The organism is Sciscionella marina DSM 45152 (assembly GCF_000379465.1).
Taxonomy (GTDB): domain Bacteria; phylum Actinomycetota; class Actinomycetes; order Mycobacteriales; family Pseudonocardiaceae; genus Sciscionella; species Sciscionella marina.
In genome coordinates, this window is the sequence record NZ_KB905436.1 from 249,228 (window position 1) to 275,511 (window position 26,284).

The following is a 26,284-nucleotide window of genomic DNA, read 5'->3' on the forward strand; positions in this document are numbered from 1 at the left end:
CGTTCCTGTATCTGTCTACCTACGCTCATTAGACGGACACCAGGTATCGCCCGTCTCGTTTCGGACGCGGAAGGGATGCCATTGATGGGTTCGACCGGTACGGTAGCCGGGCGTCCGTACTGCGCCATTGACCCGAACACACGTAGACCTGAGTCGTGCTGCCAGCCGCTTGGAACGCCCGCCGTGGATGACTAATATAACATTCTACTGGGGTACGAAGTACGGACACCGTCGGCAGGTCCATGACCGGGGCCGGCTTCGTACCTGATGGATTCGTTCCCGGCTCTGGCGACAGAGCGCGGGTTGTTGAAGCGCGGTGTTCGTTCGGGATCGTCGAGGTGCCTCGACGGACGCCGCCTCTTGCCAGCTCTTTGGAGGTAGTCTTTCTCGGTCCGTTCGTCGATTTCATCCCCTGCGCTAGGCCGTCTGGACCGTCATCCCTCGCGCCGTACAGACACATCGAGTTCCCTGTGCCTCGTGCCTGTGCGGCGAGTTTCCCGGTCACCCGTGAAGGCATGGGCCGCCGGGGACGCGTCGTCCTTCTGGATATCGTGGGGATTCGCGTGATTCGATGGGACCGTCAGGCCGATCGAGCCCTGGACAGCACATGATGGTCCGCAGTCGTGCGAAGTCCAGGAACGCCACGCCGGGTCAGCGCGCCGGCGCGTCCTCCTCTTGTTTGTGGAGTCCTACCTCACGAGCCCTGCGGAACAGTTCGGGCATGCCGACTTCCGGATCACCGACGACGTCTCGGGCCCATTCCGCCAGGGTCGCCAACGCCGGGCTGCCGGCCTCGGAAACCGGTGCCAGAGGCAATGCGCCGTCAAATATCTCTCCTGTGCCCGCATCGACGGTGATTCGCTGCCCAGCAAGGCGCTCCAGCGTCCCCGCGCCGCAACCGACCACGCAGGGCGTGCCCAGTTCGCGGCTCACGACCGCCGCGTGCGAAGTGCTCCCGCCGACCTCGGTGACGACTGCCTTCGCCGCGATCATTCCGGCTACATCGTCCGGATCGGTATGCGGGCGAGCCAACACGACATCGACGGAGGATTCCGCTTGCGCGCAGGCGGAATCGACGTCGGTGACGACCACACCGGTGGCAAGGCCCGGACAGGCGGTCTCACCACGCGCGAGCACGACGGCTTCGGCACGGCTTTCGGGTGTGATCCGCGGCCGTCGCAGTGCGGCGACCTGATCGTCGGTGATCCGCCACAGCGCCTCGTGGCGTGTGATGAGGCCGGATTCGTGCAGCGAGACCGCGAGCCGCACCGCGGCGTCCGGCGAGCGTTTCGCCGCACGGGACTGCAGCAGCCAGAGCGTGCCCGACTCCACGGTGAACTCGATATCCTGTACGTCCTTGGCGAGCTGCTCCAGTTTCCGCGCTGCGGCGAGCAGCTCCTCGTGCACGCGCGGTTGAGTCCGCGCCAACGTGTCCACGGCAAGCGGGTCGGACCGACCGGATACGACATCCTCACCCTGACCGCGCGGCAGCCATTCGCCGTAGGCCGCCTCGTCACCGGTCAGCGGATTGCGTGAGAACAGCACCCCGGTCCCGGACAAGTCGTCGAGGTTGCCGAAGACCATCGCCTGCACGATGACCGCCGTGCCGGCTTCATCAGCGATCCCGTGGTGACGCCGGTAGGAAATCGCACGGGAAGAGTTCCACGAGCCGAACACGGCACCGACGGCTTCGAGTAGCTGTTCCCACGGCTCGGGACTCGGAGCTCGGCCGACAACACGTTCGTATTGCTCCCGGAACCGCCGCGCCGTGTCCGCGGCATGGTCGGCATCCCCGGTGAGTTCAGCGATTCCGCGCTCGACCTCGGCATTGATACCGAGATTGAGCACGGTGTCCATCATCCCTGGCATGCTGCGCGCCGCACCGGAACGCACCGAAACCAGCAGCGGCCGGGCCGGATCCCCGAAACCTCGCCCGATACGCTCCTCGAGTCTGCTCAGCGCGTGCCGGAGCTCGGCCGAAACGCCGATGGGAAGCGTGCCGCCCGCCGCGTGAAACTGTCCACAGACCTCGGTCGTGAGGACGAAAGCGGGCGGAACAGGCAATCCGGCATTCATCATGAGATTGAGGCTGTACGCCTTGCCTCCCACGACATCACGCTCCAGAAACGGATGCTCGCCCAGCCAGATCACGCTCATCTCGACACCTCTCCGATCAGATCGCGCGGCCCGCAGCCGCTTCCTCGGCACGGGTCCGACCGAGCAAGCCGATCAGCTCCTCGTGCAGTTCGAACCAAACCGTGTGGTAACTGTCGATGAGCGGACGGGCAATGAATGTATGATCGCCGGACACGATGCGGTCGAGGGCGTTTTCGAACCGCCCCGGGTACGGTTTGAGCCTGTCCGCCAACGCGACGATCCCATTCAGCAGTGGGGCAAAACGCGTGTGCAGTTCCCCGAGCCGATGGACGACCTGCTCGTCGTATTCCTGATCCAGATGGTCGTTGGGCGTTTCGGGGTCCTTCATCTGCCATGCAGTGATGATCGCCTTGAACTCACTGTTGTATTCATCGAACGATGAGTATTCGGCCGCCAAGGCGTTCCCGTCCACCTCCGCCGCTTCCGCCGCGATGAGCTCAGCGACCCGTTGCTTGCCTTCAGCAGTGATCCGGAAGGCCGAGTTCACGGCTCCACTCACCAAGGCGCTCCCGGCCAGTTGCTCCAGTCTCTGCGATGCTTCCGACGGGGATACACCGGCGACCGCCGCGGCAGCCTCGGCCGTACATCTTCCCTTGAAGCGGACCGCCTGCAATATCGACAGCTCCGACACCGTCTCCTCCTCAGCCGGTCTGGGATGCGTGTTCGCGTTCGAGCACTTCCACATCTCCGCTGTCTCCATCGACTCGCACGTAGTCACCGGTGCGCAGGACACGGGTCCCTTCCTTTGTGTTGACCACGCAGGGAATCCCGAGCTCACGTGCGACCACGGCCGCATGGCTGAGCTGGCCGCCGATATCGACCACGAGTGCCTTGGACAAGAACAGCACCGAAGCCCAGCTCGGATCCGTGGTCGCGGCCACGATGATCTCGTCGGGTTCGACCTCGGCGAAGTCGGGATCGTTGACGACCCGGACCACCCCTTCGACGACACCCCGGCTGACCCCCATGCCACTGATCATGACCGTGCCACCGGACGTGGAGTCGCTCGAAGGTCCCGCCGAGATCGGCTCGGGGGTGCCCTGCCAGACCACGGGCAGCTCCATCGACAGGTAACGCATCCGCTGTTCCTGACGCGTCGAGATGAGATCGCGCGCGTTCGGTGGAAGCTCGACGGCCACCTCGTCGGCGGTCAGGTACAGGATGTCTTCCGGGTCGCCAAGCAGATCCCGATCAGCCAGCAGGACACCGATGCGACGCGCCGCTGCCCTGGCCACATCGAGCGAACGCAGGAACGTCACCTTGCCCACCCCGCGCAGTGGAACATTCTTGCGTGCCAGCGACAATACGGCCTTCGCGCCCGCACGCCTGCCCCGCGGCAGCGCGGCCAAGAGCTCGGCCTCGGCTTCCTCACGCTCATCAGAACGTCGCGCCGCCGCGGCCAGTGGATCATGCTCGTCCGTCCGCCCTCGGTATTGCTCGGCCAGCCGCAACACGGGTGAGGGATCCTCCCGCCACACCCGGCCCGCGATATCTCCCTCCAACGGACCGTGGTAGCCATGTCGCCGGAGGAACTCCTCGAGCCCGATTTCTCCGTGTGCCAGTCCCCAGAGATCATCGACGATCTCGGTCTCCGCGTGCGATCCCTGCCCACCCATCAGCGCGCTCCCCGACTCTCCCATCCCGGCTTTCTCGATGAGCGCGAGCAACTGATCATAAACCGGCTGTACTCCGATGAACATGCCATGCGATTGCAGCTCGACAGCGCGATCGAACCGCCTGCGGGCGGAAGTGAACTGAGCTCGCGCCTCTGCCAATCCGAGCCGTGGCGTCCGCTCGACCTCACGCGCCCACCACGGCGCGACCTCCGCCGACTCGCGCAACATCCGTTTGCGGACCGTCACGAAGGCCCGCGGTAACTTCACCGCCGCTATCGGATACCGGCGCCTTGTCGGAGCGGCCACGAATCCGGGGGGAACCATCCCGAGGAACTGCGTGGCAATCGCCTCTCCGCTACTGCCCGGGAGCCGGTCGCCCATGGCACACAGGAAATCGACACGCGCGGCGACTCTGCCATAGAATATGTTGATCACGCGTTCCTGATCGCGTTCCGGGATCGCGGCCGCTGCCCGCGGCAATGCGCCCATCTCCACGAAGGCGGACCGTGCGGCGAGTTCCGAGGCCGGACCCCATACCGACCACCCCAGCGGCGTCAGCACGCCCGGCATCGCCTCACCGAGATTCGTGGTGCTGTAATACGAGGACGGGTCCGCCGCAGAGTGCAGCACGTCCCCCTGACTTTCTGTCATCATCTGGCCCCACTCACTCGTACCGTAGCGACACTGCGCCGACGATCACCCTTGGGCCGGCGCCACGAATACTGCTCAGAGCAGATCATCACGGCCAATGTCTTTGAGATAGGCCTTGTATTGCGCATACGCGGGCGTGAGGACGGGAAGTAGACCGAGCATCTTGGTCAGGTTCCCGCTCGTCTTGACCTTTCGTTTCGCCAGCGAAATCGGAAGGTTGAGGTCACCGAGCCAGAACTTATGGCCGTCATCGCCCGACATCGACAACGCCACCTCCGTATCGGCGGCCGTAGCCTCGGCGCCCGTGAGGACCCTTACCGGATCGCCGGTCGCGTCGATGACGAGCGTCCCACTCGGATCATGATAGTCGACCCGGAATGAAGTGTTCGCTTTCACGAATTTCGGACCTAACTCGGGATCCGACGTCACTTTGCCGAGAAAAGGTTCGACGATGCCAAACATCTCATCAGCCGACTGGAAGATCGCCATAACAGATCCCTTCGATCCGCGAAATCATTTGTTTCGTCCGTGCAGCGCCGAAGCCGCGGGATCAACCCTCTATCTTGATCGCGGCGACCGGGCAGACCGTGACCGCTCGTTCAGCTTTTCCGCGAAGTTCTTCAGGCGGCTCCTCGTCGAGTACCGTCACCTCGTCGGCATCATCCTCGAGGTCGAAGAGTTCGGGCACCTCGACGACGCAGTCTCCATGCATATCGCAGCGCGACTTATCCACGATGATTCTCACTGCCGCTCCTTCATAGTCCGCTCAAGGCCGACCGGTCTAGCCAGTCTAATCCTTGCTGTGCGCTTTCACTCGCGAATTCGCCTCGAGATCCCCACCATCCTCGGGCTTGCCGGCAACGCTTTCCTCGTACGCGGCCCGCGCCTTCGTGTCTGCTTGCAGCAGCAGTTTGTCGGCATTGGTGAGCCTTGCAAGAAAATCACGTAGCCGGTACGGCATTCCGCACATCGCCAAGGACATCACGCCCATGACCTTGGGAACCCAAATCACGAATCGTGGTTTGCGCAGACCGTCGACGATGGCATTCGCCACCTCGTCCGGAGTCACCTTGGACAACCCTTTGACATCGGCGAGCCCCGCACCGAGGTCGGTTTTCACCACCGCCGGCCCGACGACCGAGACATTGATACCCGTGCCGTGCAGCTCCAGCGACAGCGCATGGGAAAACCCGACGACGCCGTGCTTCGAGCCACTGTAGGTTGCTCCACCGCCGCCGGCGACCCAGCCTGCGCCGGAGCTGACATTGACGATATGTCCCTTACCGCCCCGTCGCTTCAGCCGCCGCACGGCTTCCTTGCTGCTCCACAGCACCGCATGCAGGTTGATCCCGAGCACCCGTGCCGCGGTCGCATCGGACTCCTCCTCGAACGGCCCAATCGGCATGATCCCGGCGTTGTTGATCAGGATGTCGACCGGTCCGAGGCGCTGTTCTACCTCATCGAAGACCCGGGCGAATGCGGTGTGGTCGAGTACATCGAGCGGCAGTCCGATCGCACCTGTTCCGATCTCGGCGGCGGCTTTCTCAACGTCCGCACCATTGAGGTCCACCAACGCTACCTTCGCGCCGGCTCTCGCCAGCGCCCCGGCAGTAGCCCGGCCGACGCCACGCGCCGCCCCCGTCACGAGTGCCACCTTGCCAACCACGGAGGCCTGTCGACCCATGTTTATTACTCCTTTGCCTGTGTGCGGCGAGCGACCACCCGAGCAACTCGTTCCTGGCTCGGCACATCCGGCATGGCCACGGCCGCGCGGTACCCGGAAGGCCTGCGCCTTAGACACTTCGCCGATACTGCGCGCGAATACCTTGACCATGCTGCTTGCATACCGTGCGCCATCCCTGGCAGCGGATAGCGACGGGATCCTTCGGAGAGCCCAACGGTTTCCGCGGCCGAGCCGCCACACCCTGAACATCGCTCAGCCGCACAAGCCCGATGGTCATGTCGGGATTCATTTCTAGTGACCTCTCAGCACACCAATGTCACCGACCTCGCCTGGCGAAGTCGCACTCGTCGCTGTTGCACGTGACACAGAAGCTACCTCGCGGGAGGTCGATACGCAACCTTTCGTTAACCATGGCCTTTCCGTCAATCTTCCAAAAACTGCCTGCAATATTGGTATAAAGTGGCCACCATGAGCATCCGAAGTTAACACTCGTTCTCTCATGAGTAGGCTGAACTGCCTCAACAGCGCAGTAGGACGCCGGTGCGCGTCACTGTGAGGGCCGCGAGACTAGGGAGCACTGGACGTGACTCGGTCGCAACGCAGGCATGGGGCCTCGAGGGCACACCAGATTCTCACCGTGGCAACGAGACTGTTCTCCGAGCGAGGCTACGAAGCAGTCGGCGTGGACGAGATCGGCACCGAGGCCGGCGTGACCGGGCCCGCCGTCTACCGCTACTTCCAGGGCAAGGACGAGATACTCGCGACACTGTTCGACCAGGCCATCGACGGCGCACTACGTGCGACAAGCGGACGATTCGACACTCCGGCAGAGGAGCTCGACTACCGTGTCCGCGCACATGCCCAGCATGTGCTCCGTGAGCACAAGTTGGCGATCATCTGGATCCGCGAGGGCCGCTCGCTGTCTACGGCGCACCGTCAACGACTGAACAGGCGTGAACGCCAATACCTCGAGTTGTGGGTGGAATGCCTGGAACAATGCTATCCGATCCTCACCGAGCACGAGGCGCGAGATGCTGCGGCGATGGCCCTTGGCACGCTCAATGCGGTCGCCCTCTGGCCATCGGGTGCGCTACCCAGCGAACGCATGGACACGGACCTCGCTGATTTCGTGCTGGCCGGTCTGCAATCGCTGTACGCGAAGCCAAGACTCGCGCGAGCACCGTGACGGGCCACCAGACCACCGTCACGCGCGGCAAAACAGCCGAGATGCAAGTTATCGTTCACCTACGATATCATCAATAGCGCGCACCCCGAACCAGGCAGAAAGGCGCAGCATCGTGCGCCCCGTAAGAAAGTATACGTAGTTCATATAGCCAAGTTCGACCCGCCTGCCAGGCCTGCCCGGAATACGATCAGAGTCACCCTGAAGCGGTATAGGCGTTTTCTACGTAAACGATCGGTAACACTATATGCCGGTCATGCGCTACGCTGTGGAGCGTAAGGGCCGTGGCAGGCGACGACGGAGGACGCCGGTGCTGTGGAGGACGAGCGGAGACCTGCACGAATGATCCGGTCCGTCCGATACGGCCGGGAAGTCACGTACCCCGCAAGGTGGCGCGTCGATACTTGTCGAAGTGCATCGGGTCTCGTAGGAACAACGGTGTTTCCGGGCGGAACAGCCGTACGGTGGTTCGAACCCCCGGAAGCGGATCGACGGAACGACTACGCGCGCCGGGACGAACAGCAGCCAGCAGTGAAACGCACGGCGCGGTGGTATCAAAAGCGATGAAGGTGGGCCGGTGCACAAGGTAGTGATCGTGGGAGCAGGACTCGCGGGGCATCGAGCGGCGTGCGAGCTGCGCAAACAAGGCTACGACGACGAGATCACGATGGTCGGCGATGAGCCGCACCCACCCTACGACCGTCCACCGCTGTCCAAACAGGTACTCGAAGGCACGATGGAACACCGCGATCTGTTCTTTCCCTCCGAGGATCTGCACGTCACCTGGAAGCTCGGGGAACCGGCTACCGGACTCGATCCACTCCGCAAAATGGTCCGGGTGGGGGCCGGAGCGGAACTCCCCTACGATGGGCTGATCATCGCGACGGGCCGAGGTGCACGAGAATGGCCCGGCGATCTCGGCGGACTTGACGGCTTCTACACGCTGCGCTCCTTCGATCATTGCCGGCGCCTCAAGGACAACCTGCTCGACCAGCCGCGGGTGGCTATTGTCGGAGCGGGATTCATCGGCTGCGAAGTCGCGGCGACGCTCCGCGGACGCGGAGTCGAGCAGGTGACCGTCATCGACGTGGCCGGTTACCCCATGGCTGGACTCGGACCGGAAGTCGGTCGCCATGCGGCCGGTATCCATACCGAGGAAGGCGTTCGCTTTCGCCTGGGAACGACTGTCACCGGTTTCGAAGGCAATGGCCGGGTCGAACGGGTTCTGCTCTGCGAGGGACCGCCGGTGGACACGGATCTGGTACTTTTCGCACTCGGGTCCGCACCGAGCTCGGACTGGTTGGCCGACTCAGGTCTCCGCTTACAGGACGGGAATGTGGTCTGTGACGAAAACCTGTTCGCGATCGGTTACGAGAACATCACCGTAGCGGGGGACATCGCGAGCTTCCCTCATCCGCACATCGACGGGCTGACGCGGGTCGAGCACTGGTCGGCGGCACGCGAGATGGGAACACTTGCGGCGGCGAACCTGATCGGCGAGCCGGGACAACGGACGCCGTTCCGCGCCGTTCCGACGTTCTGGTCGAATCAATACAACCTCAAGATCAAATCCGCTGGCTTCATCAACCAAGCCGACTCCTTCACCGTCATCGAGGAGGACTCCGCGCGACGTTCGCTTGTCGTAGAGGCGCGACGGGGCGGCCGGCTCGTCGGTGCCGTCACGGTCAACAAGAACAAGAAGATCATCGAATACACCCGCGAACTCGCCGCAGCGGGCTGACGACCTCGCCGGTGGGCCCGCCTAGGCTGCCGGATGAGACACGGTCCAGCCGAAATACCGGCCCATTGACCGCCCCACGGTACCGGGAGCACACATGACCGAACAGAACCAGGAACTGTACGCGCCGCAGCAGGGCTTCGTCGCCCCGCGCGCCGAGGACGAGTTCCTGCATACCGGCGGGGATCCGAGCGATTACACGATCTCGGAGACCTCCTACCTCGGCTTCAACATCCCCGAGTCCGGTATCAACGGCGAGATCTATCATTGGTACCATCCCAACCTCGGTATCGCCAGCGGTGGCCTCCTTCTCTTTCAGGGGCACAAGCAGCAGACCGCCGAGGCCGATTACCTCGACTACCGCAACTTTCAACCGCTTCCGCAAAGCGACCTGCACGAGCATTCCTACCCGACTGGAGTACGAATCCGGGTGGTGCAGCCCCTCCAAGAGATCGAGGTGCGATTCAGATCTCCGGACGGAGCTACCAGCCTGGACCTGACCAGCACAGCGATCATGCCGGCGGCCGGACGTGCCGACGGCAAGCACTTCGCCCAAGCGATGCGGTCCACCGGAGAACTAGTGCTAGACGGCGAAAAGCATACTATCGACAGCTTCTTCACCCGGGACCGTTCATACCTTTCCCCCAGGCCCGAGGGCCCGCATGCCATACCGCCGTTGACATGGGGTGCCGCGGTCTTCAATCAAGAGCTCGCCATTCACTTCGTCGCGCATGATTCTCTTTCGCTTTCCGACGAGCAGCTGCGCTGGGGATACGTGTGGCGTCATGGCGAGCTCCGGCGACCGGTGCGGATCAGGCAGCAGACCTTTCGCGCGGAAGACGGCGTCACCCCGCACGCCGCCGATGTGGAGATCGAAGACGAGGCCGGCGAACTCTATCGACTACGAGGCCGTAGCATCGCTCGGATGCCGATGTCGTTCTGGCCCAACATGGTGACGAACCTGATGTTGATGAGATATGAGTCCGAAGACGGTTCGGTCAGCTTCGGCGAATACCAAGATGTCGTATTCAATTCATTCCTACGCTCAGCGCGCCGGCAACAGTGAGTCGGCCCGAGGTAGCTAACTACCTCCCTCGAGTACCGCGTCCATACCGTTGGTCGAATGTCACTATCTGCGCACGGCGTCGGCTCGCTTGCGTACTCAGATGGTCATTCGCCAGTCGGCCATGAGCGCGCCGCGCGGCGAGAAGTATTCCGATCTTGACGTATTTTCCAAGCGACTCTGCTCGGGGCCGCGACTGCGAAGCCGGAGAGACCACGCCTTTGCGAATTCTTGTTTCCCGGATACCTCCGGGCGCCGAAGCCGGTTTCTCGTCCGAAGACCTCAGCATCTACCTGGCCGATGTTGAACGACAGCTCCGCGGACTGCACCCAAGGTGGCGACGACATCGCCTCGATCCTGAAGGGCAGCGCCGGTCGGCACACTACTCTCCCGCGCCGACAAACGCGTTCCCTCCGATGCCGAGCTCGCCAGAGGGCAACCCGAGGCCGCTCACGCGTAGAGATTCTTGATCTGTTCGGCGTACTTCGACTGCACCTCCCGGCGCCGGATCTTGCCGGTCGGTGTCAGCTCGTCCCCGCCTGGAGACCACACCGAACGGATCAGCACGAAATCCTTGATCTGTTCGTTCCTGTTCAGCGTCTCGTTCGCCCGTTGCACCGCCTCCGAGACTTCAGCGCACATCCTCGGTGAAGCGACCACCTCCTCGTACGCCTTACCCTCCAGCCCCAGCCTGTATGCCTCGGTCGCAGCCGCCTCAGGATCAACGGTGATGAGTGCCGTGACGTATCGCCGACCATCACCGATCGCGACGACTTGGTCGATCAGCGAGGACTGGTCCTTGACCGCCGACTCGATCGTGGCCGGCGACATGTTCTTGCCGGCGGAATTGATGATGATCTCCTTTTTACGATCCACGATGCTGACGAAACCGTCCTCGTCGATGGCCGCAATATCACCGGTATGCAGCCATCCGTCCGGTTCCAGGACCTCTCGTGCCGCGTCCTCCTGCTTGCGGTAGCCGAGGAAAGTCGAGTCACTCCTGAGCAGCAGCTCGCCGTCCTGCGCGACTCGTGCCTCCACGCCAGGAAGCGGACGGCCGACCGTTGCCGTCTTGAAGTTGTCGATCTGATTGAAAAGAACCAGCGAGGCTTCCGTTGAACCGTAGGCATCGAGCATCGGGATACCGACCGCCCGGAAGAACAAGGACAGCTCGCGTCCAGCCGGTGCGCCACCCACGAAGGCGGAGACCACGTTGTCGAGCCCTACTCGCCCGAGGAGCGGACGGAGCAGATGCAGATCCTCTTGATGCTCAGCGGCCATCTTCGCGACGTCCTGCTCCGACACTCCCGACCCGCGCTCACAGGCGCGGGCCCATCGCATGCCCCGGTCGATGACGCGGCGCATCCGCTCCTGGAGCTGCGGATCGCTCTCGGCCTCGACCAGCCCCTCCACGGCAACCCGCAGCTTCTCCCACAACCGAGGCACCGAAAAGAACGCATCGGGGTGTGCGGCAGCCAGCGCCCGCGGGAGCAATGCCATATCGGGACACTCGGTGATCGTCGCACCGTGCATCAACGCCATGTAGTGCACCGTGACTCGCCCACCGGCGTGGGCCAGCGGAAGGAACGAGACCAAGCTTTCCCGTGGGATCGGAAGTCCCGCCGCCAATGACCGCTGGTTGCACATGACGCCACGATGGGACCACTCCGCTCCCTTCGGCGGTCCCGTGGTCCCGGAAGTATAGATCAACGTCGCGAGATCATCCGGCTTGATCGACCTCCACGCTGATTCGAAATCGAATTCGGCCGCACCCGAGCCCTCGATATCCGCCACATGACAAGTCCGCTCATCTGCCTCTCCATCGACAACGACCACTCGCCGCACGGTTACGTCTTGACTGTCGACGGCTTCCAGCACCTTCTGCCTGAACTCCTGGTTGGTGAACACGATTTTCGCATCGGAGTTCCGCAGCTGATGCGCGATCTGCACAGCAGGAGAACTGTTGAAGACCGCGAACGGGACCGCCCCGATATGAGCCGCGGCGTAGTCGACGATATGGCACTCGATACTGTTCGGAAGCACAAGTGCAAGTGCGTCACCGTGTTCGAGGCCGTGCGCCGCCAACCCCGCGGCCACTTTCTCGACCCGTGCGGCGAGCTCGCGCCATGTCAGGGCTACTGAGCCGTCTATGTTCCGCAGCGCGAGGCGATCCGGTCGCTGTCGCACAATCCGCTGAAAGGCCTCAGGGACGGTCTCCGCCTCCAATGGAGGGCCTTCCAGGTCCGGACCGGAGATCAGGGTGGTTGAGGAATCCATTTCGCACTGCTCCTTGCGCACGCCCCGGACAACGGTGGCCTCGAGGCTGGCATGTATCGGCGATTCGAGTTTATGAGCTACACCGTCGCTGTACAAGCTGGACCTTCAGCGGGAGAACGTCCCCTTCTGGTCCCATTACGACTCCTTTTCTCGCCACTCGGCGAGAATCGCGCCGTATTCGACGCGCTGCAACGCCGAAGGCAACGGGTCTGGCTGCTCGCCCGAGCGTCTCGGCGCCGGTGCTGCAACTGGCATACCCGAGTCTCCTGTACGTACGGTTCCACGACTCGCGAGATGCGGATGGCTCCGAGCCTCCGAGAACGAGAGCACCGGAGTCACGCACGCGTCGGTGCCCTGGAAAAGTCGGGCCCATTCGTCACGGCTCCGCGACTTGAACACGTCAGCGAGCAGTTCACGCAAAACCGGCCATCGTGTCCGATCCGCCTGTACCGGCAGCCACCCGTCGTCTAGCCCCAGTCCACGGATCAGCTCGGCAAAAAACTGCGGTTCTAAGGCCCCGACCGCGACATACCGGCCGTCCGCACATTCGTATACGCCATAGAACGGGGCACCTCCGTCGATCAGATTGGAACCACGGGCTTCGCGCCAACCACCTGTCTCCAACATCGACAGAACCGGCTGCTCGAGCGCCGTGATCCCGTCCACCATCGCGACATCCAACACCGTTCCCTGGCCCGTCCGATACCTCTCCAGCAATGCCGAGAGGATACCTGTCACGAGAAACATCGAGCCACCGCCGAAGTCGCCGACCAAGTTCAGCGGAACGACCGGAGGCCCTCCTGGATGCCCGATCGCATCGAGGGCTCCGGTCACCGACAGGTAATTGATGTCGTGACCGGCTCGTTCGGCGAGCGGTCCGGTCTGTCCCCAGCCGGTCATCCGCGCATAGATCAGCGAAGGATTGACCCGAGCACAATCTTCCGGTCCGACGCCGAGCTTCTCGCAGATTCCAGGGCGATTTCCTTCCACCAGCACGTCCGCGTGCGAAACCAATTCCAATACGGATCTGCGTCCTTCCGCGGACTTGAGGTCCGCTTCGAACTGTCTGCGTCCCCGCATGGTCATGTCCTCGATGTCGGCAAAGGGAGCGTCACCAGCCGGGCGGCCTACGCGCACGACGTCCGCACCAAGGTCCGCCATGATCATCATGGCGTGTGTCACCGGACCAATGGCGCCCAGCTCCACGATTCTGATTCCATCCAGTGGTGTGACCAACCGTTTCCAATCATCTGGCCTCGCGTAAGGGCGTTGAATACCCGCGCCCTTCCGCGGAAGACCTACTCTTCGCGCTCACGGGACCAGCTGATCTTGGCCGGCTTTACGGTCACCTCAGTCCCGCAAGTGCGTGTTGTTTCCCCGGAACCACCGCCACGGAAAACCCGGTTCGCGGTATCCCCGATCCGCGTTGCGGCGACCGAATTGCACCTCGGTTCAAGAAAGGTCCAGCCGACCGATGCGGTTCGTCACCAGTTCGGTGAACCACACGGCATTTCCAGGGCCGAATCGTATCTCCTCGGGGAAAGCACCCGGTATCGTCGGGATCGCTGTCTCGCTGATCTTGCCATTGGACGGATCGAGTTCTCCGATCTTGTTGGCAAGCCCTTCGTCGAAGTAGATGTTTCCATCTGGCGATTTTGTCACCGATACTGGACCGGACAGCGGCGTGGGTACGGTGTGTTCGGTGATCTTCTTCGTCGCGAGATCGATCTGGCCGATCTTGTTCCCGGTGAACTCAGTGAACCACAGACTGCCATGTGACTCCGCTCGCAGTACGAAAGGAGTGGCCAGCGGGGTCGGCAAGGTGAACTCGGACACCTTCTTCGTCTTGACGTCCAAGCGGCCGATCTTGTTCCCGGTGAATTCCGGGAACCAAATCCCACCATCGGATGCAGCGAAAACGCCGATCGGGGACGCAGCGATCGTCGGCACGCTGTATTCGGTGATCTTACCGGTCGACAGGTCGAACCGGCCGATTTTGTTGCTCGCCGGCTCGGCGAAGTACATCGCGTGATCCGGCCCCGGGAAGATGTCCTCAACCATCGACGCTCGAGTCGGTACGCGCCAAGTCTCGACCTTCTTCGTCCTGGGGTCGATACGCCCGATCTGATTGCTGACCGCGTTGGTGAACCAGACACGGCCGTCTGGTCCGTTGTTGATTCCACACAGGAACGAGATCGGCTGCGGCAATGGCAGTCGAAGATGTGGTGCGACCTCGAGCGAGGTCGGTATATCGAATTCTTCGAGTTTACCGGTTTTGGGATCGACTCTCGCAATCTTGTGCGCGAGAACTTCGGCCACCCACGAAGCTCCGTCTGGACCGTCGACCAGGTTGCATGGCCCGGACAACGGGGTGCGTGAATTGTAGAACGTAAACGGAGATGACTCAGCAGCGGCAGCCGAAATCGAGCCGAACACGCTAATAATTATCAATAAAATGCCGAGGCGAAAAAGGTGATAAAGCTTGATTTTACACACGGACGGACACCTCTCTGTCTCCATTCCGAGAAAAACCGAATCAATGATTTACTAACCAATACACTACAGACGGTGAATGACCGGTATCCCCGTATACCGTAACACAGAAGTGCACTCAACAGCAACCTGCTCACGATTTTGCATCCACGATCTCTTCTCGACTCGAGCTCTCTGGATGAGTTCGAAAGCGCACCGTCCCACAACGGTCGCGAGCTCACCGCCCACGCAATACGCAATCAGGTCTCGCTGATCCTCCTGGTGTCCGCGCACCTATCGGATCCAGTCGACAGCTCGTCAGCACGAGCAAGGCGCAGAGCGGACTCTGCCGCACGTGGCTGGCCCACCGTGATAGCGAACTTCTTTCTCGTCAAAAAGACTGTCTGCGCCGGACAGGATATTGAGATTCCGCCGCTATGGCGGGATCCGTATGAATTCTATCCGCGCTGGTTGAAACGCCGCCCAAGGTACTCGGCGGTGATACGGGACCGTTGGATCGCCGGCGTTCCGCCCGCCAGCGCCCAGCCGTGAGCATCCCGGTGCAGCCGCTCGACCTCATATTCCGCCGAGTAGCCGTATCCACCGTGTAGCTGCATCGCCATGTCCGAGACTTGCTTCGCCATCTCATTCGCGAAGCACTTCGCCACCGAAGCATCCAGCGCAGACGGCGCTCCGGTGCCCGCGCTCGCTGCCGCCTGATAGACAAGCATGCGAGCTGCGCGCACCTGCATCACCATATCGGCAAGGCCGGCCTGCACCAGCTGGAATTCAGCGATCTCCTTACCGAACTGCCGGCGCTCTTGGACATACTGGGCTGTCCTGTCCAGACTCGCCTGACCGATAGCGAGTGACATCGTCGAATTCCCGAGGCGTTCTATGGAAAAAGCAGTGAAAAGTTTTCGGAATCCACCCTTGTCAACGATGATGTCGCGCACAGGCACACGGACATTGTCGAAGAACATGTCGGCGGATCCGACTCCTCGGTGTCCCATGAGATGTTCTTGCGGACCGAACGTCAGACCGGCCGCTTCCTTATCCACCAGCACGGCGCCCATTCCCGCGGCGCCTGCATCTGTCCCGAAACGGACGTACACCAGGTATTTCTCCGCATGGCCCGCTCCCGAACACCAGCGCTTCGTCCCATTGATGACCACCTCGTCGCCTTCTACGCACGCGCTGGTCGCCACGTCGGTGGCAGCCGAACCCGCATCAGGTTCCGAGATCGACACCGCGATGGTGATGTCACCGCTCGCGACAGCCGGAAGGATTCGGCCGCGCTGTTCCTCGGTGCCGAACAGATGAATGACCCTAGCCGGCCCGGCCGAAGCCTCGAACACAGGCCAACCGGAAAGCGGATTTACCTTAGCCAGTTCCTCGATGACGAGCAGGGCATCGAGCAGCGGTCGGCCACCACCCCCGTATTCCTCCGGTAAGGTCAGCCCCAGCAAGCCGAGTTCGCCGAGTTTACGGCGCTCTTCCACGGGAAAGAATGTACGGTTCTCGTCCCACTGCCTGGCCTTCGATGCGAAGCGATCGGCAGCCACCCGAGCGGCGAGGTCACTGAGGTCACGTCGTTCTTCGGTAAGCTCGAACACGGTCTTCTCCTCGTATTCAGCGATGAGACAGTCGGGTTGCCCACGGCCGATCAGGCACGGTACTCACGAGGAGGTACCCATACCATGCCTCGCGACCGCGGTGGTATCCCAGTAGAAGGCGCGGATCTCTTGGACCAGACCGTCTTGGAACGTCCAGAGTTCGAGCGCGGACATCGGCAGGCCGTCCGCGGTACCGGGGACCCGCCACTCGAAATCGATATGGGCGACCACTCGATCGCCTCCGTCGATCAGGTCGGTCAACCGAATGTTCACAGCCCCCGCCGGCGCATCCGCCGACACCATACGTGAGAAGATCTTCGCCAGGCGGGCCGAGCCGCTGATCGTTCCTCCGTGGGGAAGCGAATCTGGATACACCAGCCGTACTTGTTCCGTGAATCGCTCACGAACGATCCCCTCGAGCATGTACGAGTTTCTGTCGGACAAGGCGCGGTAAAAGTCACCCACTACTTCTCCGTTGTCACCGCTCATCACGAATCTCCTCGTCTTTCGTTGCTCGCCCGGCGTGGAACACCCGACTGGGTTTCTTCAATTAGCTCAACTCTCATCCATCGAATGCCGACCTCTGGTCCCGGAGCCGGATTAGTGTTCTAGAATGTAATCGCCCAAATCGGCGTGACGGGTACGTTCCCAGTAGTCGATATACTTCCATGGGCTGCTCACAACGACTCGACCTGCATCATTTCGATAATAAGTCCGCATTCCCGGATGCACCCAGATAGAGCGCGAAAGGGCATCGTCGAGTTCCTTGTTGTAATCCCAGAAGACATCCGAACGAACTTCTGCGGAAGAGACACCGTGTTCGAACATCCGGGAAAGCAGGTCCATCACGTATCGAACCTGGAATTCGGTCGATATCACCGCGCTTCCACCATGACCGGCGTTTGTATTCGGTCCGTTGATGATGAATAAATTCGGAAAGTCCGGAACCGTTATCCCCAAGTAGGCGCGCGCGTCATCTTCCCCCCACATCTCGCGCAGAGCCCGGCCGGACCGGCCACGTATTTGCATCGGCCACAGGAATTGCAGGGTCTTGAACCCGGTCGCGAAGACGACGACATCGGCGTCGAACTCTTCACCGGACTCTGCGATGACGGACCCGGCCCGAACTTCACTGACCGCTTCGGTCACGAGACGTACGTCCTCGCGCCGTAGCGTCCGATACCAGCCATTGTCGATGAGTGGCCGCTTACCGTAAGGCGGGTAGTTCGGGGTGCAGGCCTCGATGAGGTCGGTCCTGCCCGCCAATTCGGACTCGATGTAGCCGGTGAGAAAACGCCGATGGCTTTCGTTCGCGGCGTTGATCGAACGCTCGGGATGCGGCCATTCGGGATCGATCTGCAGCTGCGGGTGCAGGCGGTCACTGAAATTCCACAGCAGCCGAAGCCGGTACCAGGCAGCGTAGAACGGCACCTCCTCCATGACAAGACGCACGTTCTCTGGTACTTCCCTGTGATAGTTGGGATGCGGAATGGCCCAGTGGTTTGAGCGCTGGAAAACGGTGACGCTTTCGGCCGCTTCCGCGATCGAAGGGACCAACTGCATCGCGCTCGCACCATTGCCGATAACCGCGACACGCTTGCCCGTGACATCGACGTCATCGCGCCATTGAGCCGTGTGCATGGCAGGTCCGGAAAAGTCAGAGAGTCCCGGTAGATCGGGAATGAATGGGCGATTGACCATCCCTACTGCTGTCACCAGCGCCGAGGGTTCGATGAGTTCCTCTGTTCCGTCCGTATCACGCGTCAGGATCCGCCAACTCTGGTTTCCCTCGTCGTATTCGGCGCTCACGACTTCCGTGTTGAAGCGAATGTTGTCTCGGACTGTGTATTCGTCGGCGAGGCGCTCCAAGTACTCGTAGACGTGGTCACGTTTCGCGAAGTAGCGGGGCCATCGGGGGTTTTGGGCGAACGAGAAACAGTACAGGTGACTGGGGGTGTCGACACCACAGCCGGGATAGGTGTTTTCCAGCCATGTCCCGCCGACCGATGCGTTTTTCTCCACGACAAGGTAGTCGATTCCGGCCTGTTGGAGTTTGATGGCTGTGCACAGACCCGAGATGCCCGCGCCGATGACCAGTACGCGGAATCCCGTTCCCGGGGTGGTCTTCGGCATATCGACATCGCGGCCCACGAGCCCCAGCTCTTCCGACAGGAGCGGCCCGTACTCGGACGGAACCTCCTCCACGATGGCAGTCTCGAGCATCTCTGCAACGCGTTCAGGAGCGAGCTGCGCGGGCGATACCGCTCCCTGGCGGTATGCCGTAACCGCTTTGAGTACGGCATCTCTTATCTCTTGCTGGATATTCTCGGGAAGTTCGCCGGAGTCGTTGTCGTCCAGTGGCTTGCCACGCTTGGGGCAATATGGTTCGGACAGCCACTTATCCTCGCCAGTCAGGTGTGCCAGCACCATGACAAGGGTGGGGATATTCGCCTCGTCAAGCGCCGCGCGCAACCGGTCCTCGCTGCCTTGCGCGCGTGTGTTTCCGCTATCGGCGGAAACCATATCGGACATCGCACTCGATCCCTTCGAACTCAGCACACCCGGCGCTCACCAGAGCCGACATCGGTATCAGGCCCGAACGCCGGGTACCAGTAAGACCCGTTCGCGGCGTACCCATCCGCGCACCCCTGCGCGAACGGCGATCGGACACTTTATGAGTCGTTGCGTCTCATAATCGCATGGCGGGCCTGGGCCGTCAAGTTCACGATGAGCTATCGTTCACTCTGCTAGACAGTATCGTTCGACGCGTTCGCTGCCATTCGTCGCTGAACAGTCACGATAGGCCAGACGCTACCGCTCCTCGAGGGCTCGACCGCATTGAGGTCGCCCACGTAGTAGGTCAACGATCGTTTACGCAAAGTCCACGGTTTGCTAAGCTGCGCGAGTTCCGTCGATCATGATTCGGACCCGTCCACGGTGTTCGTTTCCCTGACGGACGTCGACCAGTCGAAACCGCACAAGCGATCGGAAGAGGATGCGCCGTACCGTCTTCGGCGAGCAGCACGAACAATTCCGCCTGCTCGTTCGCGAGTTCGTACTGGACGAGATCGTCCCGGAGTACCCCAGTTGGCAGGAAGAAGGCAAGCCGAGCAGGCGCTTTTGGCACCGTGCCGGTGAGCTGGGCATTCTCGGTATCGGTGCGCCGCCTGAGCACGGCGGTCTCCCCGGATCGAGCTTCCTGCACAGCGCGGTAATCACCGAGGAGATCCAGCGCGCGTTCCTCGCGCTTGGCGGCCTGCGCGTACACACCGACATCTGTATGCCGTATTTCCACCGCTACGCCGACCATGCCCAACAAGCGCGCTGGATCCCGGAACTGACCTCCGGGACGGCGGTGCCCGCGCTGGCGCTTTCGGAACCCGGGGCGGGGTCGGATTTGAAAGCGATGTCAACCCGTGCGGTTCGCGTCGGAGACCACTATGTTGTCAACGGAGCGAAGACATTCATCTCCAACGGCGCCGCTGCCGATCTCATCATCCTGGCGGTCAAGACCGATCCACAGGCGGGGAAAAATGGCATCAGTCTGCTTGTCGTCGAATCGGATACTCCAGGATTTCAGCGGGGCAGGCGTCTGGACAAACTCGGACTCAAAGCACAAGATCTGGCGGAGCTCTCATTCACCGATATGCGGGTGCCGGTAGCGAACCGGTTGGGCGAGGAGAACAACGGCTTCACTTACCTCACAGCCAATCTCGCCCAGGAGCGCCTGTCGATCGCCGTGAACTCACAGGCCTCGGCGGCTGCGGTTCTCGACCACGCGGTCCACGCCGTCGGCGACACACGGCGGGAACAGCACACGAAGTTCGAGCTCGCCTCCTGCGCCACCGAAGTGGCGGCCGGGCAAGCACTCGCCGACCACGGTCTGCTCGAGCACGAGGCCGGCACGCTCACCCCGGCTGACGCGGCCATGGTGAAGCTGTACTGCACCCAGCTACAAGGACGAGTCACGCAGCGATGCTTACAGGTGCTCGGCCCGCGCGCCTACCGGAGTAGCGATCCAGTAGGGCAGGCCGTCCTCGACGGACGCGTCAGCCGCATCTACGGTGGCTCCGACGAAGTCATGAAGATCATCATCAGTCAATCACTCGGCCTGTGATGCGGATCGAGGTGTCACGCCGCGCGCTGCGTATCCCGACCATCCTCTCGACGACGAGCCAGGGCCCGGATCCGCGGATCGTTACTCGGTACCGAGCAGGGCACGCAACTCATGTTTGACGACTTTTCCGGCCGCGTTACGCGGAATCTCGGCCAGGATGAGCTCACGCGGTAGCTTGTAATCGGCGATCAGCTCCGCGCAGTGCGACCGGATCCGGTCCAGCGTCAGCCCCGCATCCCCGCGAACCGCTACCACCGCCACCACGGTCTCCCCGTATTCCCGATGGGGTTGACCAAGAACCGCGCAGTCGAGAACATCCGGATGCGCGGCGATGGCGTTCTCCACTTCGACCGAGTACACGTTCCGCCCTCCTGTGATGATGACGTCTTTGAGCCGGTCGACGATCGTCAGATACCCGTCGACGTCCACGCGGACAAGGTCCCCGGTCCGCAGCCAACCCCCACGCAGTGCCGTAGCGCTCGCTTCCGGCAGGCCCCAGTAGCCCTTCATCACGCTCTCACCCCGCAGGATCAGCTCGCCGACCGCACCGGGCCCGATATCCTGATCGTGCTCGTCGACGATCCTGGCTTCGAAGTAAGGAAACGCCTGCACCCCCGTCGCATCGGGCCTTGCGTGCACCTGATCCGCGGTAGCGTAGATGCCGGCGGGCCCGGCTTCTGTCTGCCCGGCCTGCTGGATCAGCTTGACCCGAGGCAGGACACTCAACAAGCGCCGCACGGCCGACGCGGGCATCGGAGCCGCACCGAAAAACGCGATCCGCCACGCGCCGAGATCCCGTCTCGACACGTCCGCGTGTTCGAGCATCAGCTGGTACATGGTCGGGACCCCGAGCAGGACAGTGACACGTTCGCTTTCCAGCGTCCGCAATGCCTGTCCCGCCTCGAAACGCTCGTGCACGATCTGGGTCCCGCCGACAAGCAGCATCGCAGTGGACATGGTGATGCCCGAGCCGTGATACAGCGGTGTCAGGTGCAGATACCGGTCCAGCTCGCTCAGCCCACCGAGCGGTAGCTGCGCCAAACCGGCCCAGATCGCCCGGTGGTGGTCGAGCAGCACACCTTTGGGCTTGCCGGTCGTACCCGAGGTGTAGAGAATAAGGGCGTCATCGGATTCCCGTACGTCCTCGCCCAGCTCGGCGGCTCGTGCACGGCGGCAGGAGCGCAGTTCACCGAGCCCGATCGCCGCGGCCGACAGCTCTCCCATCGCGGCGAACGCTTTCTCCCGCGAGCCGGAATCGTGCACGAGCAGCCGCGCCCCGCAGTCGTTCACGATGAAAGCGATCTCCGGCACCGCCAGCCGTGTGTTGACCGGTACGAGCACGGCACCGAGTCGCAGCACAGCATACGCGGCGACGAGGTACTCGTCGCTGTTCGCTGCCATGAGCCCACATCGGTCCCCGTGTCTGAGACCGTGTTCGGCAAGCACGGCCGCTGCCGCGTCGACCCGAAGATCGAGTTCTCGCCAGCTCAACCGTCCCGGACCGAAAACGAGTGCCTCGCGCTCGGGAACTCGCCGCGCGTTCGAGCGTACGAGTCCGGCGATCGTCGTCATACCTTGTCCAACCCTTCAAGCGCGGGTTTGATCTGGTCATTCGTAGGATCGGAGGGCCCGGGGGCTGCGGGTATGGCTGTCATTGCTGAGCCGTTCGATGGCTTAAAGGACTTGGCCGCCCGGAGCCCCGTGACGACTCGACCGCCAATTGGGATACGCGATGTGATCGCTGCTGTAGGACAACGTCGGCGAGGTCGTCTGCGGGATCACATGTGACAGCGAGTTGGCGGAGGTGACCGTGCCCGAACTGTGGGCTGGAGTGGATATCGGCAAGACCCACCATCACTGCGTGGTGATCAACGCGGACGGTCAGCGGTTGCTGTCCCGTCGCATTCTCAACGATGAGAAGGCATTGCTGGAGCTGATCGGTGACGTCGAGGCTCTGTCGCAGGACGTGTTGTGGACGGTGGATCTCAACCACGGTGGCGCGGCGTTGCTGATCGGGCTGCTGCTCAACCACGGCCAGCCGGTTGCCTACCTCACCGGCTTGGCTGTGTACCGGGCCTCGGGCACCTACCGGGGTGAGGGCAAGACCGATTGTGGGCATGATGCTTTTGTCATCGCTGACCAGGCCCGTGTTCGTCGGGACATTGGCCTGCTGCGACCAGGCGACGAGATCGCCGTGGACCTGCGCACCTTGACCACCCGTCGCCTGGACGTGGTCTTCGACCGCACCCGGCAGATCAACCGTCTGCGCGCCCAGTTGCTGGAGATCTTCCCCGCCTTGGAACGTGCGGTGGAGCTGACGCGTAAGGGACCGGTGCTGTTGCTGACCGGATTCCAGACCCCCGGCGCGATCCGCCGTGCTGGCGCCAATCGCATCGAGAGCTGGCTGCGTACCCGCAAAGTCCGGGGAGCCGCTGCCCTGGCCAAAGTGGCGGTGGAGGCTGCCCAGGCTCAGCACACAACGCTGCCCGGCCAGAGGTTGGCGGCCACGATGGTGGCGCGCCTCGCGAAGGGGGTGATGAATCTTGATGAAGAGATCGCCGAACTTGATTCCCTCATCGAGGCACGGTTTCGTCAGCATCCACACGCTGAAGTGATCCGCAGCTTGCCCGGCATGGGTACCAACCTGGCTGCGGAGTTCCTGGCCGCCACCGGCGGTGACATGACTACCTTCGACAGCGTCGATCGCTTGGCCGGTTTCGCCGGCCTGGCGCCCAGGCCCCGCGACTCCGGCCGCGTCAGCGGCAACCTGCACCGCCCCAGGCGATATCACCGGGGACTGCTGCGCAGTATGTATCTGTCGTCCATGGTCAGCCTGCAATGCTGCGCGGCGTCGAAGGCATATTACCAGCGCAAACGACATGAAGGTAAGGGGCACAAGCAAGCACTGCTCGCGCTGGCACGCCGCAGACTCAACGTTCTGTGGGCGATGATCCGTGACGGGAAGTGCTACCACGCTTCACCTCCCGTCACTGCGGTGGCTTGACATCCTGATTGGGAAGTCCTTTCTGCCCGCGCCATCGCGGCCAGACGCATCACAGGCCAAGGTTCGCGGCCAGCGCTTCTTTTGCCGCGCGGGTACCACCGCCGTGCAACCGGAGATAACGCGCATCGGCGAAGGCCGCCGCGATCGAGTACTCCCGCATGTAGCCGTAACCACCGTGCAGCTGAAGCCCCTGATCACTGGCCAGAGCGAAAAGGTCGGCACAGCGGAGCCGCGCCGCCTCGGCCTGGTGGACGCTAAGCCGGTTCTCTGCCCGGTCGACCGCGCAGGTCCGCAGATAGGCGCTGGTGACAAGCAGTTCCGCGCTGATCTCGGCGAGGGCATACCGGGTGTTCTGGAAATCCGCGAGCGGCCTGGAGAACACAGACCGCTCGCGGACGTAGTTGAGCGTCGTAGCCAGGGCCGCACGTGCTCCCGCCACCGCGATGTGCGCCAGAGCGAGCTGATCATCGGCCCGCAGGCTGGCCAGCGTCGCGGTGGACACCGCTTGTACGGCCTCGGACTCGACGAAGACACCGTCCAGTTCGATAGTGCCCATATCGGCCCCGGGAACTGCCAGCGAGTCCTTGATCGCGATCGACCGGACTCCAGCCGTTTCCCTGGGTATGGCTACGACACGGGCCGCGCCCTCGTCGATCCCGACGGGAACGAACAACAGCCCCGATCTCGTGGCACTCACCACTGACTCGAGGGTACCGTCAATCCGCACGCCGGTCCCCGCGCTGCTCAGCCTGATGCCCTCCGCGCCATCCCCGGCGAATGCCGCCAGTACTGTCCCCGTGACCATCGGTGGAAGCCACCGCTCGCGTAACGTGTGGCTGCCATGATTCGCCAGGTACGGGACGGCAACCGAACCATGCGCGGCGAACGCGAGCGCGAGCCCTGTCTGCCCCGCTTCCGCCAGTTCCTCGGCCACCACCAGCGAATGCGCGATATCCGATATCCCCGAACCGCCGTATTCCTCCGGCGCGCAGATACCCAGGTAGCCGTTCTCCCCCGCCACACCGAAAACATCCGCGGGCACCGAACCGGAGGCAGCGATGCTATCGGCGTGCGGAAGCACTTCCCGCCCGACGAAAGACCGAAGGCTCTCCCTGAAGACCACGAACTCGTCCTCATCCATCGGATTTCCCTCCCTACCGTGATCAGGCATCGGTCCAGACCGGTTCTCGCTTTTCGGCGAAGGCGCGGGCCCCTTCGGCGGCATCCGCCGAGGAACGAATTCGCTCGGCGTACGGGGCTTGCCGGCTGAAAGCCTCGTCGCTCGGCCAGCCGGCGGACTCCTCGAGCACGCGTTTGGCTGTCCGGACCGCCAGCGGAGCGTTGCCAGCGATCACCGCAGCGAGCCGTCGCGCTTCTCGAACGGCTAGTCCTGGCGTCACGACATGGTTCACCAGCCCGAGTTCGGCCGCACGAGCGGCATCGATCGGATTGCCGGTCAGGAGTAACTCCATCGCGATGGACCGGGGAATCCTGCGGGGCAACCGGAACGCTCCGCCTGCGGTAGCCACCATCCCCCTCCGCACCTCGGGGAGCGCGAACTGGACGCCCTCGGCGCAGACAATCAGATCGCAAGCCAGTATGAGTTCGAATCCACCCCCGAACGCCTTGCCTTCAACCGCGGCGACCAAAGGCTTCTCCGGAGGGCGCTCGGCGATACCGAACGCTCCACGCGTACTGGTGATGGGACGCTTTCCGGTCGCATTGAGCGCCTTCAGGTCCATGCCGGCGCTGAACACCTCGCCCACGGCCGTGAGCAGACCGGCCCTGACATCACTGCGGGAATCCAGCTCGTCGAGTGCGTCCGAGATGGCCTCGGCGGTGGGCAGGTCGATCGCATTGCGCACCTGCGGCCGGTTCAACGTGATGGTGGCGATGCCCTCGGCTACGTCGACGATGACCGGTTCGCTCATCGTGGGGCCATCCTGATCGCCCCGTCGAGTCGTATCGTCTCCCCGTTGAGCATGCCGTTGTCGACGATGCTCATGGCGAGCTGCGCGTATTCGTCGGCGTCACCAAGCCGACTCGGGTGGGGCACCGTCGCCGCAAGAGAGGTACGCACGTCCTCGGAGAGGCGAGCCAGTAGCGGCGTATCGAACGTGCCAGGAGCGATGGTGCACACGCGGATGTTCTTGCCAGCAAGGTCCCTGGCCGCCACGATCGTCATCCCGTTGACCCCCGCTTTCGCCGAAGCGTAGGGGATCTGGCCGATCTGCCCCTCGAACGCGGCCACGGAGGCGGTCAGCACACAGACACCACGGTCACCGTCGAGAGGTTCATTACGGGCCATCCTCGCCGCGGCGAGGCGCAGCACGTTGAAGGTGCCGATGAGATTCACGCCGACGATCTCGGAGTAGAGATCCAGTGATCCCGGTGATCCGTCCTTGCCGACGAGCCGCACTGCCCCGCCCCGTCCGGCACAGTGCACGAGCACACGCAGTGGAGCGGACTCCTCGGCGGCGTCGAACACGGCCTCCATCTTCTCGGTGTCCCGCACGTCGGTCGCCACGAAGACCGCACGATCGCCGAGCCGCGCGGCGACCGCTTCACCCTCCGAGCCGGCCAGGTCGGCGATGACGACCTGGCCGGCTCCCGCGTCGAGCAGTCGTTGAACTGTAGCCAGGCCGAGCCCTGACGCGCCGCCGGTGACGACCGCGCTGATGCCTGTGGTCCGCACGAGGAATAGTC

The 26,284-nt window shown here is 62.9% G+C and carries 21 protein-coding genes; 5 read left to right on the top strand and 16 right to left on the bottom strand.

Features of this window, described 5'->3' with window-relative positions; genetic code table 11:
- Positions 1-651: 651 nt before the first annotated feature.
- From A37U_RS0137180 to A37U_RS0137205, 6 genes are all read right to left on the bottom strand, one after another.
- On the bottom strand, positions 652-2,157 hold the full coding sequence (locus tag A37U_RS0137180; protein WP_020501739.1) for a pyruvate, phosphate dikinase: 1,506 nt from the start codon (positions 2,155-2,157) through the stop codon (positions 652-654).
- Positions 2,158-2,173: 16 nt separating this feature from the next.
- Positions 2,174-2,788 (bottom strand): hypothetical protein, encoded by a 615-nt coding sequence (locus tag A37U_RS0137185; protein WP_020501740.1) that lies wholly within the window; start codon positions 2,786-2,788, stop codon positions 2,174-2,176.
- Positions 2,789-2,798: 10 nt separating this feature from the next.
- Positions 2,799-4,427: a PEP-utilizing enzyme gene (locus A37U_RS0137190; protein ID WP_205623106.1), complete on the bottom strand. Its 1,629-nt coding sequence runs from the start codon at positions 4,425-4,427 to the stop codon at positions 2,799-2,801.
- Between the two features lie 72 nt (positions 4,428-4,499).
- Positions 4,500-4,913 carry an SCP2 sterol-binding domain-containing protein gene (locus A37U_RS0137195; RefSeq protein ID WP_020501742.1) on the bottom strand — a complete coding sequence of 138 codons (414 nt, stop codon included), beginning with the start codon at positions 4,911-4,913 and terminating at the stop codon, positions 4,500-4,502.
- Between the two features lie 61 nt (positions 4,914-4,974).
- Complete coding sequence (locus tag A37U_RS0137200; RefSeq protein ID WP_020501743.1) at positions 4,975-5,169, bottom strand: ferredoxin; 195 nt, start codon at positions 5,167-5,169, stop codon at positions 4,975-4,977.
- Positions 5,170-5,214: 45 nt separating this feature from the next.
- Positions 5,215-6,108: an SDR family NAD(P)-dependent oxidoreductase gene (locus tag A37U_RS0137205; RefSeq protein ID WP_026198013.1), complete on the bottom strand. Its 894-nt coding sequence runs from the start codon at positions 6,106-6,108 to the stop codon at positions 5,215-5,217.
- Positions 6,109-6,745: 637 nt separating this feature from the next.
- On the opposite strand from A37U_RS0137205, the gene A37U_RS47300 reads away from it, so the two are divergent.
- From A37U_RS47300 to A37U_RS0137220, 3 genes are all read left to right on the top strand, one after another.
- Positions 6,746-7,294, top strand: a complete 549-nt coding sequence (locus A37U_RS47300) for a TetR/AcrR family transcriptional regulator (protein WP_205623107.1) — start codon at positions 6,746-6,748, stop codon at positions 7,292-7,294.
- Between the two features lie 574 nt (positions 7,295-7,868).
- Positions 7,869-9,032 (top strand): NAD(P)/FAD-dependent oxidoreductase, encoded by a 1,164-nt coding sequence (locus A37U_RS47305; RefSeq protein WP_020501746.1) that lies wholly within the window; start codon positions 7,869-7,871, stop codon positions 9,030-9,032.
- A 94-nt stretch (positions 9,033-9,126) separates the two neighbouring features.
- A complete protein-coding gene (locus tag A37U_RS0137220; RefSeq protein WP_020501747.1) occupies positions 9,127-10,095 on the top strand; it encodes a DUF7064 domain-containing protein in 969 nt (322 codons plus the stop codon).
- A 447-nt stretch (positions 10,096-10,542) separates the two neighbouring features.
- Here the strand turns inward: A37U_RS0137220 and A37U_RS0137225 are convergent, their stop codons facing one another.
- The 6 genes from A37U_RS0137225 to A37U_RS0137250 form a co-directional block, all read right to left on the bottom strand.
- On the bottom strand, positions 10,543-12,369 hold the full coding sequence (locus A37U_RS0137225; protein WP_020501748.1) for an AMP-dependent synthetase/ligase: 1,827 nt from the start codon (positions 12,367-12,369) through the stop codon (positions 10,543-10,545).
- A gap of 135 nt (positions 12,370-12,504) precedes the next feature.
- Entirely contained in the window at positions 12,505-13,605 is a 1,101-nt protein-coding gene (locus A37U_RS0137230) for a CaiB/BaiF CoA transferase family protein (RefSeq protein ID WP_040589769.1), read from the bottom strand.
- A gap of 216 nt (positions 13,606-13,821) precedes the next feature.
- The gene (locus tag A37U_RS47310; protein ID WP_157183280.1) at positions 13,822-14,865 is read right to left on the bottom strand and encodes a Vgb family protein; all 1,044 of its coding nucleotides are present in this window, start codon (positions 14,863-14,865) and stop codon (positions 13,822-13,824) included.
- A gap of 434 nt (positions 14,866-15,299) precedes the next feature.
- Positions 15,300-16,457 (bottom strand): acyl-CoA dehydrogenase family protein, encoded by a 1,158-nt coding sequence (locus tag A37U_RS0137240; protein ID WP_020501751.1) that lies wholly within the window; start codon positions 16,455-16,457, stop codon positions 15,300-15,302.
- Positions 16,458-16,520: 63 nt separating this feature from the next.
- The gene (locus tag A37U_RS0137245) at positions 16,521-16,946 is read right to left on the bottom strand and encodes a nuclear transport factor 2 family protein (RefSeq protein WP_020501752.1); all 426 of its coding nucleotides are present in this window, start codon (positions 16,944-16,946) and stop codon (positions 16,521-16,523) included.
- Between the two features lie 111 nt (positions 16,947-17,057).
- Positions 17,058-18,989 carry a flavin-containing monooxygenase gene (locus A37U_RS0137250; RefSeq protein WP_026198015.1) on the bottom strand — a complete coding sequence of 644 codons (1,932 nt, stop codon included), beginning with the start codon at positions 18,987-18,989 and terminating at the stop codon, positions 17,058-17,060.
- 463 nt (positions 18,990-19,452) lie between these two features.
- Between A37U_RS0137250 and A37U_RS0137255 the strand changes: the two genes are divergently transcribed.
- Positions 19,453-20,574, top strand: a complete 1,122-nt coding sequence (locus tag A37U_RS0137255; RefSeq protein ID WP_020501754.1) for an acyl-CoA dehydrogenase family protein — start codon at positions 19,453-19,455, stop codon at positions 20,572-20,574.
- Between the two features lie 81 nt (positions 20,575-20,655).
- On the opposite strand, the gene A37U_RS0137260 is transcribed toward A37U_RS0137255, so the two are convergent.
- Positions 20,656-22,146: a class I adenylate-forming enzyme family protein gene (locus tag A37U_RS0137260; RefSeq protein WP_020501755.1), complete on the bottom strand. Its 1,491-nt coding sequence runs from the start codon at positions 22,144-22,146 to the stop codon at positions 20,656-20,658.
- Between the two features lie 232 nt (positions 22,147-22,378).
- On the opposite strand from A37U_RS0137260, the gene A37U_RS0137265 reads away from it, so the two are divergent.
- On the top strand, positions 22,379-23,578 hold the full coding sequence (locus A37U_RS0137265) for an IS110 family RNA-guided transposase (protein WP_020501756.1): 1,200 nt from the start codon (positions 22,379-22,381) through the stop codon (positions 23,576-23,578).
- 49 nt (positions 23,579-23,627) lie between these two features.
- Here the strand turns inward: A37U_RS0137265 and A37U_RS48905 are convergent, their stop codons facing one another.
- Genes A37U_RS48905 through A37U_RS0137280 form a run of 3 tightly spaced genes read right to left on the bottom strand, consistent with a single transcriptional unit; the run spans position 23,628 to position 26,273 of the window.
- On the bottom strand, positions 23,628-24,719 hold the full coding sequence (locus A37U_RS48905) for an acyl-CoA dehydrogenase family protein (protein ID WP_020501757.1): 1,092 nt from the start codon (positions 24,717-24,719) through the stop codon (positions 23,628-23,630).
- A gap of 22 nt (positions 24,720-24,741) precedes the next feature.
- Complete coding sequence (locus A37U_RS0137275; protein WP_020501758.1) at positions 24,742-25,509, bottom strand: crotonase/enoyl-CoA hydratase family protein; 768 nt, start codon at positions 25,507-25,509, stop codon at positions 24,742-24,744.
- Positions 25,506-26,273 carry an SDR family NAD(P)-dependent oxidoreductase gene (locus A37U_RS0137280; RefSeq protein WP_020501759.1) on the bottom strand — a complete coding sequence of 256 codons (768 nt, stop codon included), beginning with the start codon at positions 26,271-26,273 and terminating at the stop codon, positions 25,506-25,508. The genes A37U_RS0137275 and A37U_RS0137280 overlap by 4 nt, the downstream gene beginning before the upstream one ends.
- Between the last annotated feature and the right edge of the window lie 11 nt (positions 26,274-26,284).

What these genes read in the sequence shown, in the direction of transcription:
- A37U_RS0137180 (WP_020501739.1), bottom strand. Translation starts at nt 2,157, where the DNA reads ATGAGCGTGATCTGGCTGGGCGAGCATCCGTTTCTGGAGCGTGATGTC.
- A37U_RS0137190 (WP_205623106.1), bottom strand. Translation starts at nt 4,427, where the DNA reads ATGATGACAGAAAGTCAGGGGGACGTGCTGCACTCTGCGGCGGACCCG.
- A37U_RS0137195 (WP_020501742.1), bottom strand. Translation starts at nt 4,913, where the DNA reads ATGGCGATCTTCCAGTCGGCTGATGAGATGTTTGGCATCGTCGAACCT.
- A37U_RS0137205 (WP_026198013.1), bottom strand. Translation starts at nt 6,108, where the DNA reads ATGGGTCGACAGGCCTCCGTGGTTGGCAAGGTGGCACTCGTGACGGGG.
- A37U_RS0137220 (WP_020501747.1), top strand. Translation starts at nt 9,127, where the DNA reads ATGACCGAACAGAACCAGGAACTGTACGCGCCGCAGCAGGGCTTCGTC.
- A37U_RS0137225 (WP_020501748.1), bottom strand. Translation starts at nt 12,369, where the DNA reads ATGGATTCCTCAACCACCCTGATCTCCGGTCCGGACCTGGAAGGCCCT.
- A37U_RS0137245 (WP_020501752.1), bottom strand. Translation starts at nt 16,946, where the DNA reads ATGAGCGGTGACAACGGAGAAGTAGTGGGTGACTTTTACCGCGCCTTG.
- A37U_RS0137250 (WP_026198015.1), bottom strand. Translation starts at nt 18,989, where the DNA reads ATGTCCGATATGGTTTCCGCCGATAGCGGAAACACACGCGCGCAAGGC.
- A37U_RS0137255 (WP_020501754.1), top strand. Translation starts at nt 19,453, where the DNA reads ATGCGCCGTACCGTCTTCGGCGAGCAGCACGAACAATTCCGCCTGCTC.
- A37U_RS0137260 (WP_020501755.1), bottom strand. Translation starts at nt 22,146, where the DNA reads ATGACGACGATCGCCGGACTCGTACGCTCGAACGCGCGGCGAGTTCCC.
- A37U_RS48905 (WP_020501757.1), bottom strand. Translation starts at nt 24,719, where the DNA reads ATGGATGAGGACGAGTTCGTGGTCTTCAGGGAGAGCCTTCGGTCTTTC.
- A37U_RS0137275 (WP_020501758.1), bottom strand. Translation starts at nt 25,509, where the DNA reads ATGAGCGAACCGGTCATCGTCGACGTAGCCGAGGGCATCGCCACCATC.